Source organism: Novosphingobium sp. TH158 (genome assembly GCF_002855555.1).
In the GTDB taxonomy this organism is placed as follows: domain Bacteria; phylum Pseudomonadota; class Alphaproteobacteria; order Sphingomonadales; family Sphingomonadaceae; genus Novosphingobium.
Genome location: NZ_PKRT01000001.1, coordinates 1,194,490 through 1,210,342, shown reverse-complemented (window position 1 = coordinate 1,210,342; position 15,853 = coordinate 1,194,490). Strand labels below are relative to the sequence as shown.

Annotated in this window: 18 protein-coding genes and 1 tRNA gene; 6 read left to right on the top strand and 13 right to left on the bottom strand. The window is 65.2% G+C overall.

Translation table 11 applies throughout. The annotated features are described in order from the left end of the window. Positions 1 to 4: 4 nt before the first annotated feature. From C0V78_RS06020 to C0V78_RS05995, 6 genes are read right to left on the bottom strand one after another with little or no spacing between them, the layout of a single operon-like run. Entirely contained in the window at positions 5 to 223 is a 219-nt protein-coding gene (locus C0V78_RS06020; RefSeq protein WP_101796892.1) for a hypothetical protein, read from the bottom strand. Next, positions 220 to 876, bottom strand: a complete 657-nt coding sequence (locus C0V78_RS06015) for an HAD hydrolase-like protein (protein WP_101796891.1) — start codon at positions 874 to 876, stop codon at positions 220 to 222. Before C0V78_RS06015 ends, C0V78_RS06020 begins: the two co-directional genes overlap by 4 nt. Next, positions 873 to 1,475 (bottom strand): FMN-binding negative transcriptional regulator, encoded by a 603-nt coding sequence (locus tag C0V78_RS06010; protein ID WP_101796890.1) that lies wholly within the window; start codon positions 1,473 to 1,475, stop codon positions 873 to 875. Before C0V78_RS06010 ends, C0V78_RS06015 begins: the two co-directional genes overlap by 4 nt. Then, positions 1,475 to 2,722 carry an RluA family pseudouridine synthase gene (locus C0V78_RS06005; protein ID WP_101796889.1) on the bottom strand — a complete coding sequence of 416 codons (1,248 nt, stop codon included), beginning with the start codon at positions 2,720 to 2,722 and terminating at the stop codon, positions 1,475 to 1,477. Before C0V78_RS06005 ends, C0V78_RS06010 begins: the two co-directional genes overlap by 1 nt. Then, the gene (locus tag C0V78_RS06000) at positions 2,719 to 3,126 is read right to left on the bottom strand and encodes a CrcB family protein (RefSeq protein WP_101796888.1); all 408 of its coding nucleotides are present in this window, start codon (positions 3,124 to 3,126) and stop codon (positions 2,719 to 2,721) included. The genes C0V78_RS06005 and C0V78_RS06000 overlap by 4 nt, the downstream gene beginning before the upstream one ends. A 10-nt stretch (positions 3,127 to 3,136) precedes the next feature. Beyond that, the gene (locus C0V78_RS05995; protein WP_101796887.1) at positions 3,137 to 4,651 is read right to left on the bottom strand and encodes a sodium:solute symporter; all 1,515 of its coding nucleotides are present in this window, start codon (positions 4,649 to 4,651) and stop codon (positions 3,137 to 3,139) included. Positions 4,652 to 4,839: 188 nt separating this feature from the next. Here C0V78_RS05995 and rpsU point away from each other — a divergent pair, with 188 nt between their 5' ends. From rpsU to C0V78_RS14890, 6 genes are all read left to right on the top strand, one after another. After that, positions 4,840 to 5,046, top strand: a complete 207-nt coding sequence (gene rpsU, locus C0V78_RS05990; RefSeq protein ID WP_101798221.1) for a 30S ribosomal protein S21 — start codon at positions 4,840 to 4,842, stop codon at positions 5,044 to 5,046. A 91-nt stretch (positions 5,047 to 5,137) separates the two neighbouring features. Next, positions 5,138 to 5,710: an FKBP-type peptidyl-prolyl cis-trans isomerase gene (locus tag C0V78_RS05985; protein WP_101796886.1), complete on the top strand. Its 573-nt coding sequence runs from the start codon at positions 5,138 to 5,140 to the stop codon at positions 5,708 to 5,710. A 26-nt stretch (positions 5,711 to 5,736) separates the two neighbouring features. Further along, positions 5,737 to 6,039 (top strand): Asp-tRNA(Asn)/Glu-tRNA(Gln) amidotransferase subunit GatC, encoded by a 303-nt coding sequence (gene gatC, locus C0V78_RS05980; protein WP_101796885.1) that lies wholly within the window; start codon positions 5,737 to 5,739, stop codon positions 6,037 to 6,039. After that, on the top strand, positions 6,039 to 7,523 hold the full coding sequence (gene gatA, locus C0V78_RS05975; RefSeq protein ID WP_101796884.1) for an Asp-tRNA(Asn)/Glu-tRNA(Gln) amidotransferase subunit GatA: 1,485 nt from the start codon (positions 6,039 to 6,041) through the stop codon (positions 7,521 to 7,523). Before gatC ends, gatA begins: the two co-directional genes overlap by 1 nt. 1 nt (position 7,524) lies before the next feature. Further along, positions 7,525 to 9,021 (top strand): Asp-tRNA(Asn)/Glu-tRNA(Gln) amidotransferase subunit GatB, encoded by a 1,497-nt coding sequence (gatB, locus tag C0V78_RS05970; RefSeq protein ID WP_101796883.1) that lies wholly within the window; start codon positions 7,525 to 7,527, stop codon positions 9,019 to 9,021. A 59-nt stretch (positions 9,022 to 9,080) separates the two neighbouring features. After that, a tRNA-Sec gene (locus tag C0V78_RS14890) sits at positions 9,081 to 9,176 on the top strand. A 151-nt stretch (positions 9,177 to 9,327) separates the two neighbouring features. Here the strand turns inward: C0V78_RS14890 and C0V78_RS05965 are convergent. The 7 genes from C0V78_RS05965 to C0V78_RS05935 all read right to left on the bottom strand — a co-directional run bounded on the left by C0V78_RS05965 (position 9,328) and on the right by C0V78_RS05935 (position 15,795). Further along, a complete protein-coding gene (locus C0V78_RS05965; protein WP_158241479.1) occupies positions 9,328 to 10,029 on the bottom strand; it encodes an outer membrane protein in 702 nt (233 codons plus the stop codon). Positions 10,030 to 10,328: 299 nt separating this feature from the next. Next, positions 10,329 to 11,012: a phosphate regulon transcriptional regulator PhoB gene (phoB, locus tag C0V78_RS05960; RefSeq protein WP_371514422.1), complete on the bottom strand. Its 684-nt coding sequence runs from the start codon at positions 11,010 to 11,012 to the stop codon at positions 10,329 to 10,331. Beyond that, positions 11,012 to 11,707, bottom strand: a complete 696-nt coding sequence (gene phoU / locus C0V78_RS05955; protein ID WP_101796880.1) for a phosphate signaling complex protein PhoU — start codon at positions 11,705 to 11,707, stop codon at positions 11,012 to 11,014. Before phoU ends, phoB begins: the two co-directional genes overlap by 1 nt. A gap of 11 nt (positions 11,708 to 11,718) precedes the next feature. After that, positions 11,719 to 12,483, bottom strand: a complete 765-nt coding sequence (gene pstB / locus C0V78_RS05950) for a phosphate ABC transporter ATP-binding protein PstB (protein WP_101796879.1) — start codon at positions 12,481 to 12,483, stop codon at positions 11,719 to 11,721. Between the two features lie 5 nt (positions 12,484 to 12,488). Next, positions 12,489 to 13,382, bottom strand: coding sequence for a phosphate ABC transporter permease PstA (gene pstA, locus C0V78_RS05945; protein ID WP_101796878.1), 894 nt, complete (start codon positions 13,380 to 13,382; stop codon positions 12,489 to 12,491). After that, the gene (gene pstC, locus C0V78_RS05940) at positions 13,375 to 14,754 is read right to left on the bottom strand and encodes a phosphate ABC transporter permease subunit PstC (RefSeq protein WP_101796877.1); all 1,380 of its coding nucleotides are present in this window, start codon (positions 14,752 to 14,754) and stop codon (positions 13,375 to 13,377) included. The genes pstA and pstC overlap by 8 nt, the downstream gene beginning before the upstream one ends. A 6-nt stretch (positions 14,755 to 14,760) precedes the next feature. Further along, positions 14,761 to 15,795, bottom strand: coding sequence for a substrate-binding domain-containing protein (locus C0V78_RS05935; protein ID WP_101796876.1), 1,035 nt, complete (start codon positions 15,793 to 15,795; stop codon positions 14,761 to 14,763). Positions 15,796 to 15,853 lie beyond the last annotated feature (58 nt).

Genomic DNA, 15,853 nt, shown 5'->3' with positions numbered 1-15,853 from the left:
GGGATCAGCTTCTCCACCGCTTGGCCAGCATCAGCGGCACGAGGAAGGTGTCGATCATGCCGATCAGGATGAAGATCACGCCGATGATCCGCGCGCCGGGGATGTCGATCTTGTCGAGCGCGCAGAGCAGGCCCAGCAGGATCATCACCACGCCTGACAGGCGGACAAGGTTCATCGCCAGGAAGCGCTTCTTCGCGAGTGCGTCTTCTTCGGGTGTGCTCATGACAACAGGTACTCCCCAAGTTGGTCCGGTGTTTCGGCGACCCATTCGGCGCCCGCGGCGACCAGCTCTGCGCGGTCGTGATAGCCCCAGTCGACCCCGATAGCGCGCACGCCGCAATTGACCGCCAGCGCCATGTCGAAGGCGGTATCGCCGATCATCACGGCCTGCGCCGGATCGGCCAGCGTTTCGGCGAGAGCAGCCTCCATCATCGAGGGATGCGGCTTCGACGGGTGTCGGTCGGCGGTTTGCAGCGTGGCGAAGTGCCCGGTGAGGCCGTGAGTGGCAAGGCAGTGGTTCAGGCCGCGGTCGCTCTTGCCCGTTGCCACGCCCAGCAGCCAGCCGGCCTGGCGCAGGTCGTCCAGCAGGGGGGCGATGCCATCGAACAGCGGCTCGGCAATGCGCCCCTGTTCGCGCGCGGTGCGATAGGCGCGCTTGTAGGCATCGACGGCCAGCGCCTGCACGCGGCCATCGGCTTCGGGAGCCAGCCGGCGCACCGCCTGCGGCAGCGATAGGCCGACGATGCGCCGCACGGAATGACGGTCGGGGGCGGGCAAGCCAGCCTCGGTAAAGGCGGCTTCCATCGCTTCGCAGATCGAGGCCTGGCCATCGACCAGCGTGCCATCGCAATCGAACACGGCAAGGCGCGGGCTCATGGCGCAAGCGTCCGCATCAGTTGCGCCACGGCCAGCGCGCCCTGTGCCTCCAGCGCATCGGCCACGCGCGCGCGGTCGGCGGCGTCCTTGTTCTGGCTGAGCTTCAGCGTCGGCCGCCAGCCGCGCACTTCCATCTCGAAGCCGACGATCGCGCCAGCCATCTGCCGCAGCTTGTCTTGCGGCACCTTGTCCATGGTCCACGGCGTGCCGCCCGCAACGCGGGCTTCCTGCCGGTCGGAGAGCGATTCAAGCAGGCCCATCAGCCCGTCGGTGTCCATCCGCCGCACCGGACCTTCCAGCTCGAGCGCGACATAGTTCCATGTCGGCACCTGTTCGGCATCATCGTACCAGCGGGGCGAGACATAGCTGTCCGGCCCGTTGACCACGGTTAGCGCCGTCATTCCCGGCAGGTGGCGCGACAAGGCGTTGCCGCGCGCCAGATGGAACTGCACCGCACCATCGCCGGTGGACAGCAGCGGCGTATGCGCCACGCGCGGCCCGTCCGGCGTCTGGGCGAACACCATGCCGAAGCCGATCTCGTCGATCAGCGTTTCCATCAGCGCACGGTCTTCGGAACGGAAGGCGGGGTTGGGGTGCATCAGCGCGGCTTTCTGGGAGCGCCACCGGGCTTGGCCGGTCCCTTGGGACGGGCTGGGGCGGTGCGCCTGGCCGGAGCCTTGGCGGCGGGGACCGGAGAACCCTTGCCCTTCTTCGGGCCGCGCTTCTTCGGTGCTTCGTCACGCGATCCCGCCCGGCCGGCAGGCGCGCGCTCGCCGCTCTTGCGGCCCTTGCGCTCGCCGCGGCGTTCCTTGCGGTACTGCTTGGCATGGGCCTTGGCGGCGGCCTTTTCCTCGTCCTTGGGCGCGCGGACCGGAGCCTCGATCACGGCTTCGCCATCGGCCTCCTCGAACCCGAGCTGGGCAAGGCTGGCGGCGAAGTGCGGCGGCAGTTCAGCGGTGACATCCAGCGGCGCGCCATCGGGGTGATCGATGATCAGGCGGCGGGCGTGGAGGTGCATCTTGCGGCTGATCGAGCCGGAGAGGAACGCTTCCGGCCCGCCATACTTGCCATCGCCAATGATCGGATGGCCGATGGCTGCCATGTGGACGCGCAGCTGGTGGGTACGCCCGGTCAGCGGCTGCAGTTCCACCCAAGCGCAGCGGTTGCCGGCCCGGTCGATCACGCGGTAGCGGCTTTTGGAGGGCTGGCCGTGCTCGCTCTTGTCGACCATCATCTTCTCGCCGCCGGTGCCGGGCTGCTTGGCCAGCGGCAGGTCGATCAGGCCTTCGTCGATGGATGGGACCCCCGCCACCAGCGCCCAATAGATCTTGCGCGCCGATCGGGTGGAAAAGCGCTTCGAGAAATAGGCCGCGCTGCCCGGCGTTGCCGCAACCAGCAGCACGCCCGACGTATCCTTGTCGAGCCGGTGGACAAGGCGCGGGCGCGTGCCTTCGCCGGCAAAGGCATCCAGCAGCCCGTCGACATGCTCGTAGGTTCCCGAACCGCCCTGGGTGGCAAGGCCGGGCGGTTTGTTCAGAACGAGGGCCGCGCGGTCGCGGTGGATCAGCATGGCATCGGCCATGGCAAGCTGTTCCTCGGTCAGCGGCTTGCGGGCGCGGGGCGTGCGCTCTGCGCTGGCGCCGCCGGGGGGCACGCGCAGGACCTGGCCCTTGGCCAGCCGATCCTCGACACCGGCGCGCTTGCCGTCGACGCGGATCTGGCCGGTGCGCGCCCAGCGGCTGACCATGGCGAAGCTGACCTGCGGCAGGTGGCGCTTGAACCAGCGGTCAAGGCGCACGCCATCGTCATCGGCTTCGACGGTGAACTGGCGAACGGTATCGGTCATGCTACGGCCCTCATGATGAACAGGCCGGCAAACAGCGCGGCAAACCCGGCGACCAGCGAAATTGCGACATAGCCCGCCGCAAGGCCAATGGCCCCGCGTTCGACGAACAGGGCGAACTCAAGGCTGAAGGCGGAAAAGGTGGTATAGCCGCCCAGCACGCCGACGCCCAGCAGCAGGCGCCATTGTTCGCCGCCGCTGCCGTGCCGCGCCAGCCAGCCGGCGAGCAGGCCCATCAGCAGGCTGCCGATCACGTTCGCGCTCAGGGTGGCCCAGGGAAAGGCGCTGGCGGCAACAGGGCCGATGGCGCGGCTCCACAGAGCGCTGGTGGCAAAGCGCAACCAAGCCCCCAGCCCGCCGCCAAGGGCGACAAGAGCGGATGCGGAAAGGAAGGAAGGCGGGGTCATTACCGGCCCCTTAGCCGGGCTCGGGCAGGATTGCCACTTTCGCCTTGCCCATGGCGCAGACGGCCGCCGCCACCAGCGTGCCGGCGCAAAGCTGCCAGGGAAAGGCGATGGCCTTCATCGCGGCCGGCAGCGACAGGCTGTCTATCACATAGGGCTGGAAGGCCAGCACGGTGAGGAACCCGGCAAGGAAGGCGGCGATGACGCTGGCCGAATTGCCGCGCTGCGTGAACAGGGCCACGCCATAGACGCCAAGGAGGCCGGAATAGGCAAAGCTCATCACCCCCAGCACGAAATCGAGCAGGGCGGCATCGGAATAACGCTGCCAGTAGTATGACAGGATCGACATGGCGAAGAGCGCGAGGCCCAGCACCACGCTCGCCGCCCGCCCGGCGCGGACGAAATGCGCCTCGCTGCGCTGGCCGGCGAAGGGGCGGTAGAGATCGTTCACCAGCACGTTGGCCATCGAGATCAGGCCGGAATTGATCGCCGCCGCCGCGATCACTCCGACAGTCACCAGCCCGCGCAGTCCCGGCGGGATTTCGGTGAGGATGTAATGCATGAACACCGTCACCTTCTCGCCATTGAAGCTGGATTGGGCGCTGCCTTCGTAATGCAGCCAGAGCAGCGATCCGATCAGCAGGAACAGCAGGATCACCGGCAGCGACACGATGACCGAGGCATAAAGCGCGCGCCGCCCCTTGGCCGCATTCTCGCAGGCCAGCAGGCGCTGGGTGATGTCCTGGTCAAGCCCCGAGCTGGCAAGGTTCAGCAGGACAACGCCGGTCAGCACCGCAAACAGGCCGAAGGGGGCGGAAAGATCGGCCGAGGGGTTGACCAGCGCCAGCTTGTTGCCCGCCGGTGCATTGGCAAGGGCAGCAATCGCCTCTGCGCTGCTCATCGGCAGGCTGGCCCACAGCGTCAGCGCCACGACCAGCGCCGCGCCGACATAGAGCGTTACCTGCACCAGGTCCGACCAGATGATCGAATGGAGCCCGCCCATGAAGGTGAAGGCAAGGCCGAAGGCAAGCAGCAGGGCCGAGGAAATGACGATGTGCTGCGGCGCAATGTCGAGGAACAGGATCATCGAGACGGCAATCGCCGCCAGATAGAGCCGCGCTCCGCTCGCCAGCACCCGGCCCAGCAGGTACATCACCCCCGCCGCGCGCCGGGCGGTGGCATCGAAACGGGCTTCGAGCAGCTCGTAAACCGTGGTCACGCGCAGCGCGTAGAAACGTGGGATCAGCAGGTTTCCGGCGATCCATGCGGCGATGAGCGAGGCGAATACCCCGCCGATGTAGGTATAGTCGCCGCGATAGGAATTGTCCGGCACGCCAAGGAAGGTTGCGGCGCTCTGCACGGTGGAGAGAACCGAGATCGCCACCAGCCAGGTGGGGGCATGATGCCCGGCAAGGAAATAGCCATCGCTGTCCATGCCCCGGCGCGTCGTCAGCCAGCCTGCAAGGGCAAGGAGGGTGACGTAGCCGCCAAGAACGGCCCAGTCGGCCCCGGTGAAACTGGTGTGCATGTGGCGCAGACACCACAATGCTGAAGCGCGTGCAACCGACCAAACACTTGCCAATCGCGCGACTCTTTGCTAGCCGCCCGCCGGTTCGAGCCGATCCCAAGGGATTCGGCGCGTTTTCGTATTTTTCAGGTTCGGGTGATTCCCGCAGGTCGCGGGCTCTCGCCGCCGTTTGTGAGGTGTGGCTTTTTATGCAGATTCTCGTTCGCGACAATAACGTCGACCAGGCCCTTCGTGCGCTCAAGAAGAAGCTGCAGCGTGAAGGCGTCTACCGCGAGATGAAGCTGCGCCGTCACTATGAAAAGCCCTCGGAAAAGCGCGCCCGCGAAAAGGCCGCTGCCGTGCGCCGCGCCCGCAAGATGGAGCGCAAGCGCCTGGAACGCGACGGCGTAAAGTAAGCTTCCAAGGCTTGCTCCCAACCATGCGTTGGGCCAATAGGGCGCGGCATTCAACCGCGCCCTTTTTGCTATCTGCACACAGGATCTGCCCATGACCGAAATTACCCGCGTTCCGCTCCAGCCCATCGCCAAGGGTGCGCTCGGCAAGATGTGGCTTGGTGTCGCTGCCGCCGTGGCGCTTGGTGGCGGCCTCGCCTGGGCGACGACCCGCGGCTATGACACGCTGGAAGGCGGCGTGCAGATCATCACCGTCAAGGCCGGCGAAGGCGATTCGCCCAAGACCAGCGACGTGGCCCTGATCAATTACAAGGGCATGCTCAAGGACGGCACCGTGTTCGACGAGGGCAAGCAGGCCCCGCTGCCGCTGCAGGGCGTGATCCCCGGTTTCACCACCGCGCTTTCCGCCATGCAGAAGGGCGGCAAGTACAAGATCGAGATTCCGGCCGAACAGGGCTATGGCGAGAATTCCACCGGCCCGATCCCGCCCAACAGCGACCTGATCTTCGAGGTTGAGCTGCTTGGCTTCATGGATTTCCAGCAGTTCCAGATGCAGCAGGCGATGATGCAGATGCGCCAGCAGCAGATGCAGCAGCAGCGCGGCGGCAAGGGCGGCTCGCAGGGCGCGCCGCTGCCAGAAGGCGCCCCCGGCGCAGAGCCGCGCTGATCCTTTCCTGAACGGAGTACGCGTCCATGTCGGTCGATACTGCCACGGTGGCCAAGATCGCCGCTTTGGCCCGCCTGAAGGTTTCCGAAGCAGAGCTTGAGGCCATGGTGCCCGAGCTTAACGGCATCCTGGCCTGGGTCGAACAGCTCGGTGAAGTCGATGTTTCCGGGGTCGAGCCGATGACGGCGGTGATCCCCAACACGCTGCGCTTGCGCGATGACGTGGTGAACGCCGATCCGCTGACCGGCGGCGGCGTGCGCGATGCGGTGCTGGCCAATGCCCCGGCAGCCGAACACGGGTTCTTCGGCGTGCCCAAGGTGATCGAATAATGACTGACCTTACCGAACTTGGCGTCGCCGCGATCCGTGATGGCGTGGCCGCCGGCGATTTCACCGCCGTCGAAGTGGCCGAGGCGTTCAACGCCAACGTTGCCGCCGCAGGGGCGCTCAACGCCTTCATCGTCGCCACGCCGGAACTCGCGGTCGAAGCCGCGAAGGCTACCGACGCGCGCCGCGCTGCCGGCCAGCCGCTCGGCAAGATGGGCGGCGTGCCGATCGGCATGAAGGACCTGTTCGCCACGAAGGGCGTGCAGACCACCGCGGCCAGCCACATCCTCGAAGGGTTCACCCCCGAATACGAAAGCAGCGTCAGCCAGAAGCTGTGGGATGCCGGCGCGGGGATGCTGGGCAAGCTGAACCTTGACCAGTTCGCCATGGGCTCATCCAACGAGACGAGCTATTTCGGCAATGTCATCTCGCCCTGGCGGCGCAACGATGGCGGCAATGCGGCGATGGCCCCGGGCGGCAGCTCGGGCGGTTCCTCCGCCGCGGTTTCGGCCCGCCTCTGCCCGGCGGCAACCGGCACCGATACCGGCGGCTCGATCCGCCAGCCCGCCGCCTTCACCGGCATTTCCGGCATCAAGCCGACTTACGGCCGCTGCTCGCGCTGGGGCATCGTCGCCTTCGCCAGCTCGCTTGACCAGGCCGGCCCGATGGCGCGCGACGTGCGCGACTGCGCGATCATGCTGGAAGCGATGGCCGGCTTCGATCCGAAGGATTCCACCAGCCTCAACCTGCCGGTTCCCGAATGGGAAGCGGGCCTTTCCGCCGACCTGCGCGGCAAGAAGGTGGGCGTGCCGCGCGAATACCGCATGGATGGCATGGACGCCGACGTTGCCGCCAGCTGGGACCAGGGCATCGCCTGGCTGAAGGATGCCGGGGCCGAGATCGTCGATGTCTCGCTGCCGCATACCAAGTATGCCCTGCCTGCCTACTACATCGTCGCCCCGGCCGAAGCCTCGTCAAACCTCGCCCGCTATGATGGCGTGCGGTACGGCCTGCGCGACCTGCCTGATGGTGCCGGCCTGCACGACATGTATGCCGCCACCCGCGCCGCCGGTTTCGGGCCGGAGGTGAAGCGCCGCATTCTGATCGGCACCTATGTGCTCTCGGCCGGCTACTACGATGCCTATTACACCCAGGCGCAGAAGGTCCGCACCCTGATCGCCCGCGATTTCGCGCAGGCCTTCACCCAGTGCGACGTGATCCTCGCCCCGACCGCGCCGACCGCCGCCTTCGGCCTTGGCGAGAAGACGAGCGATCCGCTGTCGATGTACCTGAACGACGTTTTCGCCGTGCCGGCCAGCCTTGCCGGCTTGCCCGCAATGAGCGTTCCTGCCGGTCTCAACCGCGAGGGGCTGCCCCTCGGCCTGCAGATCGTCGGCAAGGCCTTCGACGAGCAGGGCGTGCTGAACGCCGGCCTCGCCATCGAGCAGCGGGCGCAGTTCTCGGCTAAGCCGGAGAAGTGGTGGTAATATGAGCACCTATCGCATCCAGGGCGCAACGGGCGAATGGGAGGTCGTGATCGGCCTTGAAGTCCACGCGCAGGTTACGTCGAATTCCAAGCTGTTTTCGGGCGCGGCGACCGCTTTCGGGGCCGAGCCGAACAGCCAGGTTTCCCTTGTCGATGCCGCCATGCCCGGCATGCTGCCCGTGCCCAACCGCGAGTGCATCCGCCAGGCGGTGCGCACCGGCATGGCGATCGAGGCGCAGATCAACAAGTGGTCGCGGTTCGACCGCAAGAACTACTTCTATGCCGATCTGCCGCAGGGCTACCAGATCAGCCAGCTTTACCACCCGCTGGTGGGCGAGGGGCACATCGAGATCAGCCTGGATGACAAGAATCCCGAGGCCGAGGTCAAGACCATCGGCATCGAGCGCATCCACGTCGAACAGGACGCGGGCAAGCTGATGCACGATCAGCACCCGACCATGTCCTACGTCGATCTCAACCGTTCGGGCGTGGCGCTGATGGAAATCGTCAGCCGGCCCGACATGCGCTCGCCGGCAGAGGCGGGGGCCTACCTTTCCAAGCTGCGGACGATCCTGCGCTATGTCGGATCGTGCGACGGCAACATGGACCAGGGCTCGATGCGCGCCGACGTCAACGTTTCGGTGCGCAAGCCGGGCGATGAATTCGGCACGCGTACCGAGACCAAGAACGTCAATTCAGTGCGCTTTGTCATGCAGGCCATCGAGTACGAGGCGAACCGCCAGGTCGACGTGATCGAGGGCGGCGGCACCGTGGTGCAGGAAACCCGCCTGTTCGATCCCGACAGCGGCACCACCCGCTCCATGCGGTCGAAGGAAGACGCGCACGATTACCGCTATTTCCCCGATCCCGACCTGCTGCCGCTGGAACTGGACGATGCCTTCCTCGAGGAATGCCGCGCCAGCCTGCCGGAACTGCCCGACGCCAAGCGCCATCGTTATGAGAATGCGCTGGGCCTCTCGCCCTACAACGCCGGTGTCCTGACCGCCGAGGTGGAAACCGCGCGCTGGTTCGAGGCACTGCTTGCCGAAACTGCCAAGGCAGCCGGCAAGAGCGAGGCCGATGTTGCCAAGCAGGCGGCCAACTGGCTGATCTCGGAATTCTTCGGTGCGCTCAACAAGCTGGGCAAGAGCCTAGAGGACAGCCCCGTGAGCCACGAAGCCGCCGCAGAGCTGCTGGCGCTCATCGCAGATGGCACGATTTCCGGTTCGATCGCCAAGCAGGTGCTCGAGAAGATGCTTGAAACCGGTGATGGCGCGAAGGTCATCGTCGAGCGCGAAGGGCTGAAGCAGGAAAGCGATACCGGCGCCATCGAAGCGGTCGTCGCCAAGGTCCTTGCCGACAATGCCGACAAGGTGGAGCAGTACAAGGGCGGCAAGGAAGCACTGTTCGGCTTCTTCGTCGGCCAGACGATGAAGGCCATGCAGGGCAAGGGCAACCCGCAGGTGGTCAACGAACTGCTGAAGAAGGCGCTGGCGTAAGCCGGCCGAGCCGCGCAACCCGCTGGACATTCGCTCTGCCCCGCGCCATTCCCCGGCGCGGAAGAGAAACGTCCCCGGTGGGGTGCGCGGACTTCAAATCCGTTGGGAGGCGCTGAGAGCGTCTCCGGCAGGTTCGACTCCTGCCTCTTCCGCCAAACACCGGTTTCACGGTTCCTTTCTCGACCTGTATCCTATGAAATGTTGCGCAACGCGGTACGGGTCACGCAAAACATAGGCCAGACAAGGCGCGGGACGAGTCCCGCGCTGCATGCTCCTGTACAACTCCGAGTTAAGTGAACCGGGTTGTCACAGCTTCAAGCGTAGACCGGCTCCATACGTAATACCGTGTGCGTTGAACTGGTAGGCACCAATGGTACCGCCCGGGGTTCTTGATGTGCCAGTGGTGAAGGTCCCGAGGTCAACATAACGGGCTTCCCCAAAAATTGCGACGTTCGGGCGTACCCGGTAGCTCAGACGACCAGAAACGTGCCAAGCAAAGTTGTCCTTGCTACCGGGATCAAGAAGGAAGGTCGCTTTACCGGGGGCATTCCCCTCGGTGATGTTCTTGAAAGTGTTATGGGCAAGTCCGGCTCCTGTCGCGACAGAAGCATCCCAAGCAGACCGATCACCGCCAATCGGCAAGCTATAACGAGCAGTCAGCATGAAGGCGTCAGTGTTCGTCCTGCCCCCAAAGTAAGACGGATTACTTACGTTTTTATAGTTAGCACGGTAGGAGGCCGCACTGTCGACAGTCTCGTAGCTAATTCCTACGGAGAGATGCCTGCCAAACTCACGACCGAAGCCGATCGACACCAAGGGCTTGGCGTTAACTTTCGGATCAACGACAGTTCCGCCGCCCCCAAAGGCCGCACCGCCATCGGTCGTATCTGAGCTGCTTTGGAATGAGATTCCGGAAACGCCTTGTTCGACATACCATTCGTTCTTCGCAAACGCAGGCGAATTTGCCGTAAGTGCGCAGCATGCGGCCAGAGTAAGTGCAATTTTCATGTGTGGTCCTGTTGCGTATCGTTCACCTTTCGATTCCATTCGCGCGCTGAAGAGGTCAACGTCCATTGCTACCGAAATGGTTCTGCCGCACTTGCGTCGGGTTGGGGTTCAATAGGCGGAAGGCATCGAGCCGAAAAAGCCCTGAGGTTCAGGTATCCGTCAAAAAGCCAAGGTGCGCCTTCAATTGGTGGCGCTCGCTTATCGGCGGAAGGTAGCAGCGATCACTCCGCGCATCATGTCGCAGTCGCGCAAGGGAAGCTTGATGGGTGCCTCTTCCGCCAAACCCTGCAAACCCTGTGTCAGTCGCCCAGCGCGTATCCGGCCGAGCGTATGGTGCGGATCGGGTCGCTCTGCCCGTCCTTGGTGATGGCAAGCCGCAGGCGGCGGATGTGGACGTCCACCGTGCGCTCGTCGATCTCGGCATCCTGGCCCCAGACGGCGTCGAGCAGTTGGGCGCGCGAATGGACGCGGCCCGGGCGCTCCATGAAGTGGCGCAGCAGGCGGAATTCCGTGGGGCCAAGGTGCAGCGATTCCCCGCCGCGGCGGACGCGGTGGGCCACGGGATCAAGCTCGAGATCGTCGTGAACCAGAACCGCGCCGGTCAGCGCCGGTCGGCTGCGGCGCAGCAGCGCCTCGGCCCGGGCGAGCAGCTCGCGGGGGGAGAAGGGCTTGGTCACGTAATCGTCGGCACCGGTCTTGAGGCCGCGGATGCGGTCCTCCTCCTGCCCGCGCGCGGTGAGCATGATCACGGGAACCTGCGCGCTTTCCTTCGCCTTGCGAAGCTGGCGGCAGACTTCGATCCCCGGCACGTTCTCGATCATCCAGTCAAGCACGATGAGGTCGGGCAGTTCCTCGCGGACAAGGTCCAGCGCTTCCTCGCCATCGGCGGTCTGGCGAACCTTGCAGCCTTCGTTGGCGAAGTGCCAGACCAGCAGCTCGGAGAGGGCGGCATCATCCTCGACGATGAGGACCGAGGCTTGCATCAGATCACCTTTTCCCCGCCGCCCGGCTGTTCGCGGTCGGAATAATAGAGGCCCGTCGCGGCGAAGTAGACCATTTCGGCGACGTTGGTGGCATGGTCGCCGATCCGCTCAAGGTTGCGGGCAACAAACAGCAGCTGCGCGACGCTGGAGATGGTGGACGGGCTTTCCATCATGTGACTGACGAGGTTGCGGAACAGGCTGTCGTAGAAGTTGTCCAGCTTTTCGTCGCGCTTGATCACTTCGATGGCGAGTTCGGAATCGCGCGCGCCATAGGCATTGAGCACGTCGCGGACCATGCCCTGGGCGATCTCGGCCATGGCGGGAACCAGCGTCAGCGGGCCGATCTTCTTGCGCCCTTCCTCAACGTCGCCCACGCGCTTGGCGATGTTCTTGGCATAGTCGCCGATGCGTTCGACCACGCCCGAAATCTTGAGAGCGGCAATCACGTCGCGCAGGTCGTCCGCCATCGGCGCGCGCAGGGCGATGATCCGGATGGCCTGGCGATCGACCTCTGCCTCAAGCGCGTCGAGCCTGGCGTCGGTGGCGATCACCTCGCGCGCCTTGACCTCATCGAGCCGGGCGAGGGCATCGACCGCATCGCGGATCATCGCTTCGGCAATGCCGCCCATTTCCGCGATCAGCCCGCGCAGCTGTCCGATCTCGATGTCGAAAGCCTTGACTGTATGTTCGGCCATATCCGAATTCCTTACCCGTACCGTCCGGTAATGTAATCCTTGGTGCGCACTTCGCGCGGATTGGTGAAGATCTGCTCGGTCGGGCCGTATTCGACCAGCGTGCCGAGGTGGAAGAAGGCGGTGCGCTGCGAAACGCGCGCGGCCTGCTGCATCGAATGGGTGACGATGACGATGGCATAGCGGCCCTTCAGTTCGTCGATCAGCTCCTCGATGCGGGCAGTGGCGATGGGGTCGAGCGCCGAGCAGGGCTCGTCCATCAGGATCACCTCGGGGCTGACGGCGATGGCGCGCGCGATGCACAGGCGCTGCTGCTGGCCGCCCGAAAGCGCGGTGCCGGGGTCGGAAAGACGGTCCTTCACCTCGTCCCACAGGCCGGCGCGGCGCAGCGACTTTTCGACGATGGCGTCCATCTCGGACTTGCCGTTGGCCAGGCCGTGGATGCGCGGGCCATAGGCGACGTTCTCGTAGATCGACTTGGGGAAGGGGTTGGGCTTCTGGAACACCATGCCCACGCGCGCGCGCAGCTGCACCACGTCCATCGAGGGGCCGTAGATGTCTTCGCCGTCCAGCTTGATCTCGCCCGTCACCCGGCAATTGGCGATGGTGTCGTTCATGCGGTTCAGCACGCGCAGGAAGGTGCTCTTGCCGCAGCCCGAAGGGCCGATGAAGGCGGTGACGTGCTCGCTGGCGATATCGATGGAGACATCGTTGATCGCCTGCTTTTCGCCATAGAACACGCTGACGTTGCGCGCGGAAATGCGATTGGTTTCGGTCATGTGGTTTACCAGCGTGTCTCGAAGCGGTTGCGAAGATAGATGGCGAGGCCGTTCATCGCGAGCAGGAAGGCCAGCAGCACGATGATGGCGGCAGAGGTGTTCTGGACGAAGGCCTGGTCGATCTCGTCCGACCACAGGAAGATCTGCATGGGCAGGATCGTGGCCGTATCGGTGATGCCTTCGGGCGGCGTCGCGGCAAACACGCGCATGCCGATGATCAGCAGCGGTGCGGTTTCGCCCAGGGCGCGGGCCATGCCGATGATCGTGCCGGTGAGGATGCCCGGCAGGGCGAGCGGCAGCACGTGGTGGAACACTGCCTGTACCGGGCTGGCCCCCACAGCCAGCGCGGCATCGCGGATCGACGGCGGCACCGCCTTGATCGCATTGCGCGCGGAGATGACGATGACCGGCATGGTCATCAGCGAGAGCGTCATGCCGCCGACCAGCGGGGACGAGCGGGGCATGCCCATCACCTGGATGAAGATGGCAAGGCCCAGCAGGCCGAAGATGATCGAAGGCACGGCGGCAAGGTTGTTGATCGAAACCTCGACCCAGTCCACCCAGCGGCTGCGCGGGGCGAATTCCTCAAGGTAGACCGCCGCCAGCACGCCCAGCGGGAACGACAGCGTCAGCGTCACCGCCATGGTCAGCAGCGATCCCTTGAAGGCGCCCCAGATGCCGGCATTCGCCGCATCGGTGGAATCCGAGCCCGTCAGGAAGGCCCAGTCAAGGCCGGCGATGCCATCGCGCAGCATGGTGAACAGCAGGAAGGCAAGGAAGGCCAGGCTGAGCGCGATGGCGATCATGCCCATCGCCTTGAAGCGGCGCTCGGCAGCATAGCGCTTCTGCAGGCGGCGAGCCATTTCCGGGCTCGACCAGGTGGATGCGGGGTTACTCATAAGCCTCCCGGAAGCGCTTCACGACGCGCAGGGCAATGATGTTGAGCGCGAGGGTGACGACGAACAGGACCAGCCCGAGGGCGAAGGCCGAAAGCGTCGAGGGGTGGCTGAAATCGCCGTCGCCGGTCAGCAGGCGGGCGATCTGGTACGTCACCGTCGTCATCGCCTCGAAGGGATTGGCGGACAGGTTCGCAGCCGCGCCGGCGGCCATGTAGACGATCATCGTTTCGCCGATGGCGCGGCTGATCGCCAGCATCACGCCGGCCACGATGCCGGGCAGGGCGGCCGGGATCATTACCCGCTTGATCGTTTCGGAACGTGTCGCCCCCATGGCCAGGCTGCCATCGCGCATGGCCTGCGGCACGGCGGCAATCGCATCGTCGGCCATCGAGGAGACGAAGGGGATGATCATCACGCCCATGACAAGGCCGGCGGCAAGCGCGCTTTCCGTCGTCGGGTTGGCGATGCCGATGGCACCGCCGAAATCGCGGATCATCGGCGCGACGGTAAGCGCCGCGAAATAGCCGTAGACCACGGTCGGCACGCCGGCGAGGATTTCCAGGCTGGGCTTCACCCAGCGGCGGAAGCGGGCGCTGGCATATTGCGTAAGGTAGATGGCGCTCATCAGGCCAAGCGGCACGGCCACGATCATTGCGATGATCGCGCCGATGAACAGCGTGCCCCAGAACAGCGGCAGAGCACCCAGCTTTTCACCCAGTTCCGGCGTTATCGGCGCGAAGGGATCGGGGTTCCAGTTGGTGCCGAACAGGAAGTCGACCGGGCTGACGAAGGAGAAGAACAGTCCCGCCTCGAACACCAGCGAGCCGATGATGCCGATCGTGGTAAGGATGGCCACGAAGCTGGCGGCAAGCAGCAGCAGCAGCACGCCGCGCTCCACGCGGGTGCGGGCGGGGAAGTCTGCCCGCACGCGGGTATAGCCGAAACCGCCACCGGCAAGCGCCAGCACGGCAACCAGCGCCGCACCGATCAGGTCGAACCGGGTGAGGATCGCCTGCGCCGGCCCGACGAGCTGGGCAGCAAGCGGATTGAAGGCACCGAAGCCGTTGTTGCGCGCAGCGCCCAGCGCCTCGTTGACGATGGCATCGCGCTCCATGTCCATGGCCGGCAGCAGCGCGGCGGCCGGATCGGCCAGCAGGGCCGAGCGGACAAGGCCGGGGGACACGCCGTTCCACACGAACCAGCCGATCAGGGCCGGGATCAGCACCCACAGCGCCATGTGCCAGCCGTGGTAATTCGGCATGGCCTTGAGCGAGCCGCGGCCCGTGTAAAGGCCCTGCGCCCGGGCGCGCACGGTCCACCAGGACACGCCCCCGAGCGCAAGGATGACAAACAGGACTATTGCAGGTTGCATCGTCGGTTACTTGAGGTCCGAGGTGTCCATGGCGGTGAACTTGGCGGCGATGTCCGCATTCCGGGCGCGCACGTCGTCGGTCGAGATCACCATGCCCTTCTTCTTGAGCAGGCCGTCCGGACCCCAGGACTTGGCCCAGGTCGCGACGAATTCCTTGAGACCGGGAACGGCGTTCAGGTGCGCCAGCTTCACGTAGATGTAGAGCGGGCGGGCGCCGGGATAGGAGAAGTCGGAGATCGAGGCATAGGTCGGCTCGACGCCGCCCATGGTGATGCCTTTCAGCTTGTCCATGTTCTCTTCAAGGAACGAGAAGCCGAACACGCCGATCGCCTGCGAATTGGCGGCGATCTTCTGGACAATCAGGTTGTCGGCCTCGCCCGAGTCGACATAGGCGCCGTCCTCGCGCACTTCGGTGCAGACCTTCTTGTGCGCGTCCTTGTCCTTGTCCTTCAGCGCCTTCATCGCCGGATCGGCATCGCAGCCCTTGGTCAGGATCAGTTCGGCCAGCGCATCGCGGGTGCCCGAGGTGGAGGGCGGGCCATAGACCAGGATGGGCATGGCCGGCAGGGCCGGGTTCACGTCGTTCCAGTTTTTGGCCGTGTTGGGCTTGCCATAGGGGTTCTTGGCCAGTGCCTTGTACACGTCCTCGACCGTCAGCTTCATGCCCGGGCCTTCCTTGGCCTCGGCAAAGGCAATGCCGTCAAGGCCGACCTGGATCTCGGCAACGTCCTTTACGCCGTTCTTCACGCACTCCTCGAATTCGGACTTCTTGATGCGGCGCGAGGCATTGGCGATGTCGGGATGGGCCGCGCCGATGCCGGCGCAGAACAGCTTGATGCCGGCACCCGAACCGTTCTGTTCGATCTTCGGTGCTTTCACACCGGACTTGGCGGTCTCTTCGGCCACGGCCGCGGCGAAAGGATAAAGCGTCGAGGAGCCGACTGCCCATGCCGCATCGCGGCTGGCGGTGGAGCCGCCGCCGCAACCCGCCAGGGCGGCGGTCGAAAGGGCGGCGATGGCAAACGTCTTGAAGCGGATCATGGGAAACCCCTGTCTTGCGATTCGCCGCAGACCTATTGCGCTTCCATGACAGTCCTGT

What these genes read in the sequence shown, in the direction of transcription:
- C0V78_RS06020 (WP_101796892.1), bottom strand. Translation starts at nt 223, where the DNA reads ATGAGCACACCCGAAGAAGACGCACTCGCGAAGAAGCGCTTCCTGGCG.
- gatB (WP_101796883.1), top strand. Translation starts at nt 7,525, where the DNA reads ATGAGCACCTATCGCATCCAGGGCGCAACGGGCGAATGGGAGGTCGTG.
- C0V78_RS05995 (WP_101796887.1), bottom strand. Translation starts at nt 4,651, where the DNA reads ATGCACACCAGTTTCACCGGGGCCGACTGGGCCGTTCTTGGCGGCTAC.
- phoU (WP_101796880.1), bottom strand. Translation starts at nt 11,707, where the DNA reads ATGGCCGAACATACAGTCAAGGCTTTCGACATCGAGATCGGACAGCTG.
- C0V78_RS05935 (WP_101796876.1), bottom strand. Translation starts at nt 15,795, where the DNA reads ATGATCCGCTTCAAGACGTTTGCCATCGCCGCCCTTTCGACCGCCGCC.
- gatC (WP_101796885.1), top strand. Translation starts at nt 5,737, where the DNA reads ATGTCGGTCGATACTGCCACGGTGGCCAAGATCGCCGCTTTGGCCCGC.
- C0V78_RS06010 (WP_101796890.1), bottom strand. Translation starts at nt 1,475, where the DNA reads ATGCACCCCAACCCCGCCTTCCGTTCCGAAGACCGTGCGCTGATGGAA.
- phoB (WP_371514422.1), bottom strand. Translation starts at nt 11,012, where the DNA reads ATGCAAGCCTCGGTCCTCATCGTCGAGGATGATGCCGCCCTCTCCGAG.
- gatA (WP_101796884.1), top strand. Translation starts at nt 6,039, where the DNA reads ATGACTGACCTTACCGAACTTGGCGTCGCCGCGATCCGTGATGGCGTG.
- pstC (WP_101796877.1), bottom strand. Translation starts at nt 14,754, where the DNA reads ATGCAACCTGCAATAGTCCTGTTTGTCATCCTTGCGCTCGGGGGCGTG.
- C0V78_RS06000 (WP_101796888.1), bottom strand. Translation starts at nt 3,126, where the DNA reads ATGACCCCGCCTTCCTTCCTTTCCGCATCCGCTCTTGTCGCCCTTGGC.
- C0V78_RS05965 (WP_158241479.1), bottom strand. Translation starts at nt 10,029, where the DNA reads ATGAAAATTGCACTTACTCTGGCCGCATGCTGCGCACTTACGGCAAAT.
- pstB (WP_101796879.1), bottom strand. Translation starts at nt 12,483, where the DNA reads ATGACCGAAACCAATCGCATTTCCGCGCGCAACGTCAGCGTGTTCTAT.
- rpsU (WP_101798221.1), top strand. Translation starts at nt 4,840, where the DNA reads ATGCAGATTCTCGTTCGCGACAATAACGTCGACCAGGCCCTTCGTGCG.
- C0V78_RS06015 (WP_101796891.1), bottom strand. Translation starts at nt 876, where the DNA reads ATGAGCCCGCGCCTTGCCGTGTTCGATTGCGATGGCACGCTGGTCGAT.
- C0V78_RS05985 (WP_101796886.1), top strand. Translation starts at nt 5,138, where the DNA reads ATGACCGAAATTACCCGCGTTCCGCTCCAGCCCATCGCCAAGGGTGCG.
- pstA (WP_101796878.1), bottom strand. Translation starts at nt 13,382, where the DNA reads ATGAGTAACCCCGCATCCACCTGGTCGAGCCCGGAAATGGCTCGCCGC.
- C0V78_RS06005 (WP_101796889.1), bottom strand. Translation starts at nt 2,722, where the DNA reads ATGACCGATACCGTTCGCCAGTTCACCGTCGAAGCCGATGACGATGGC.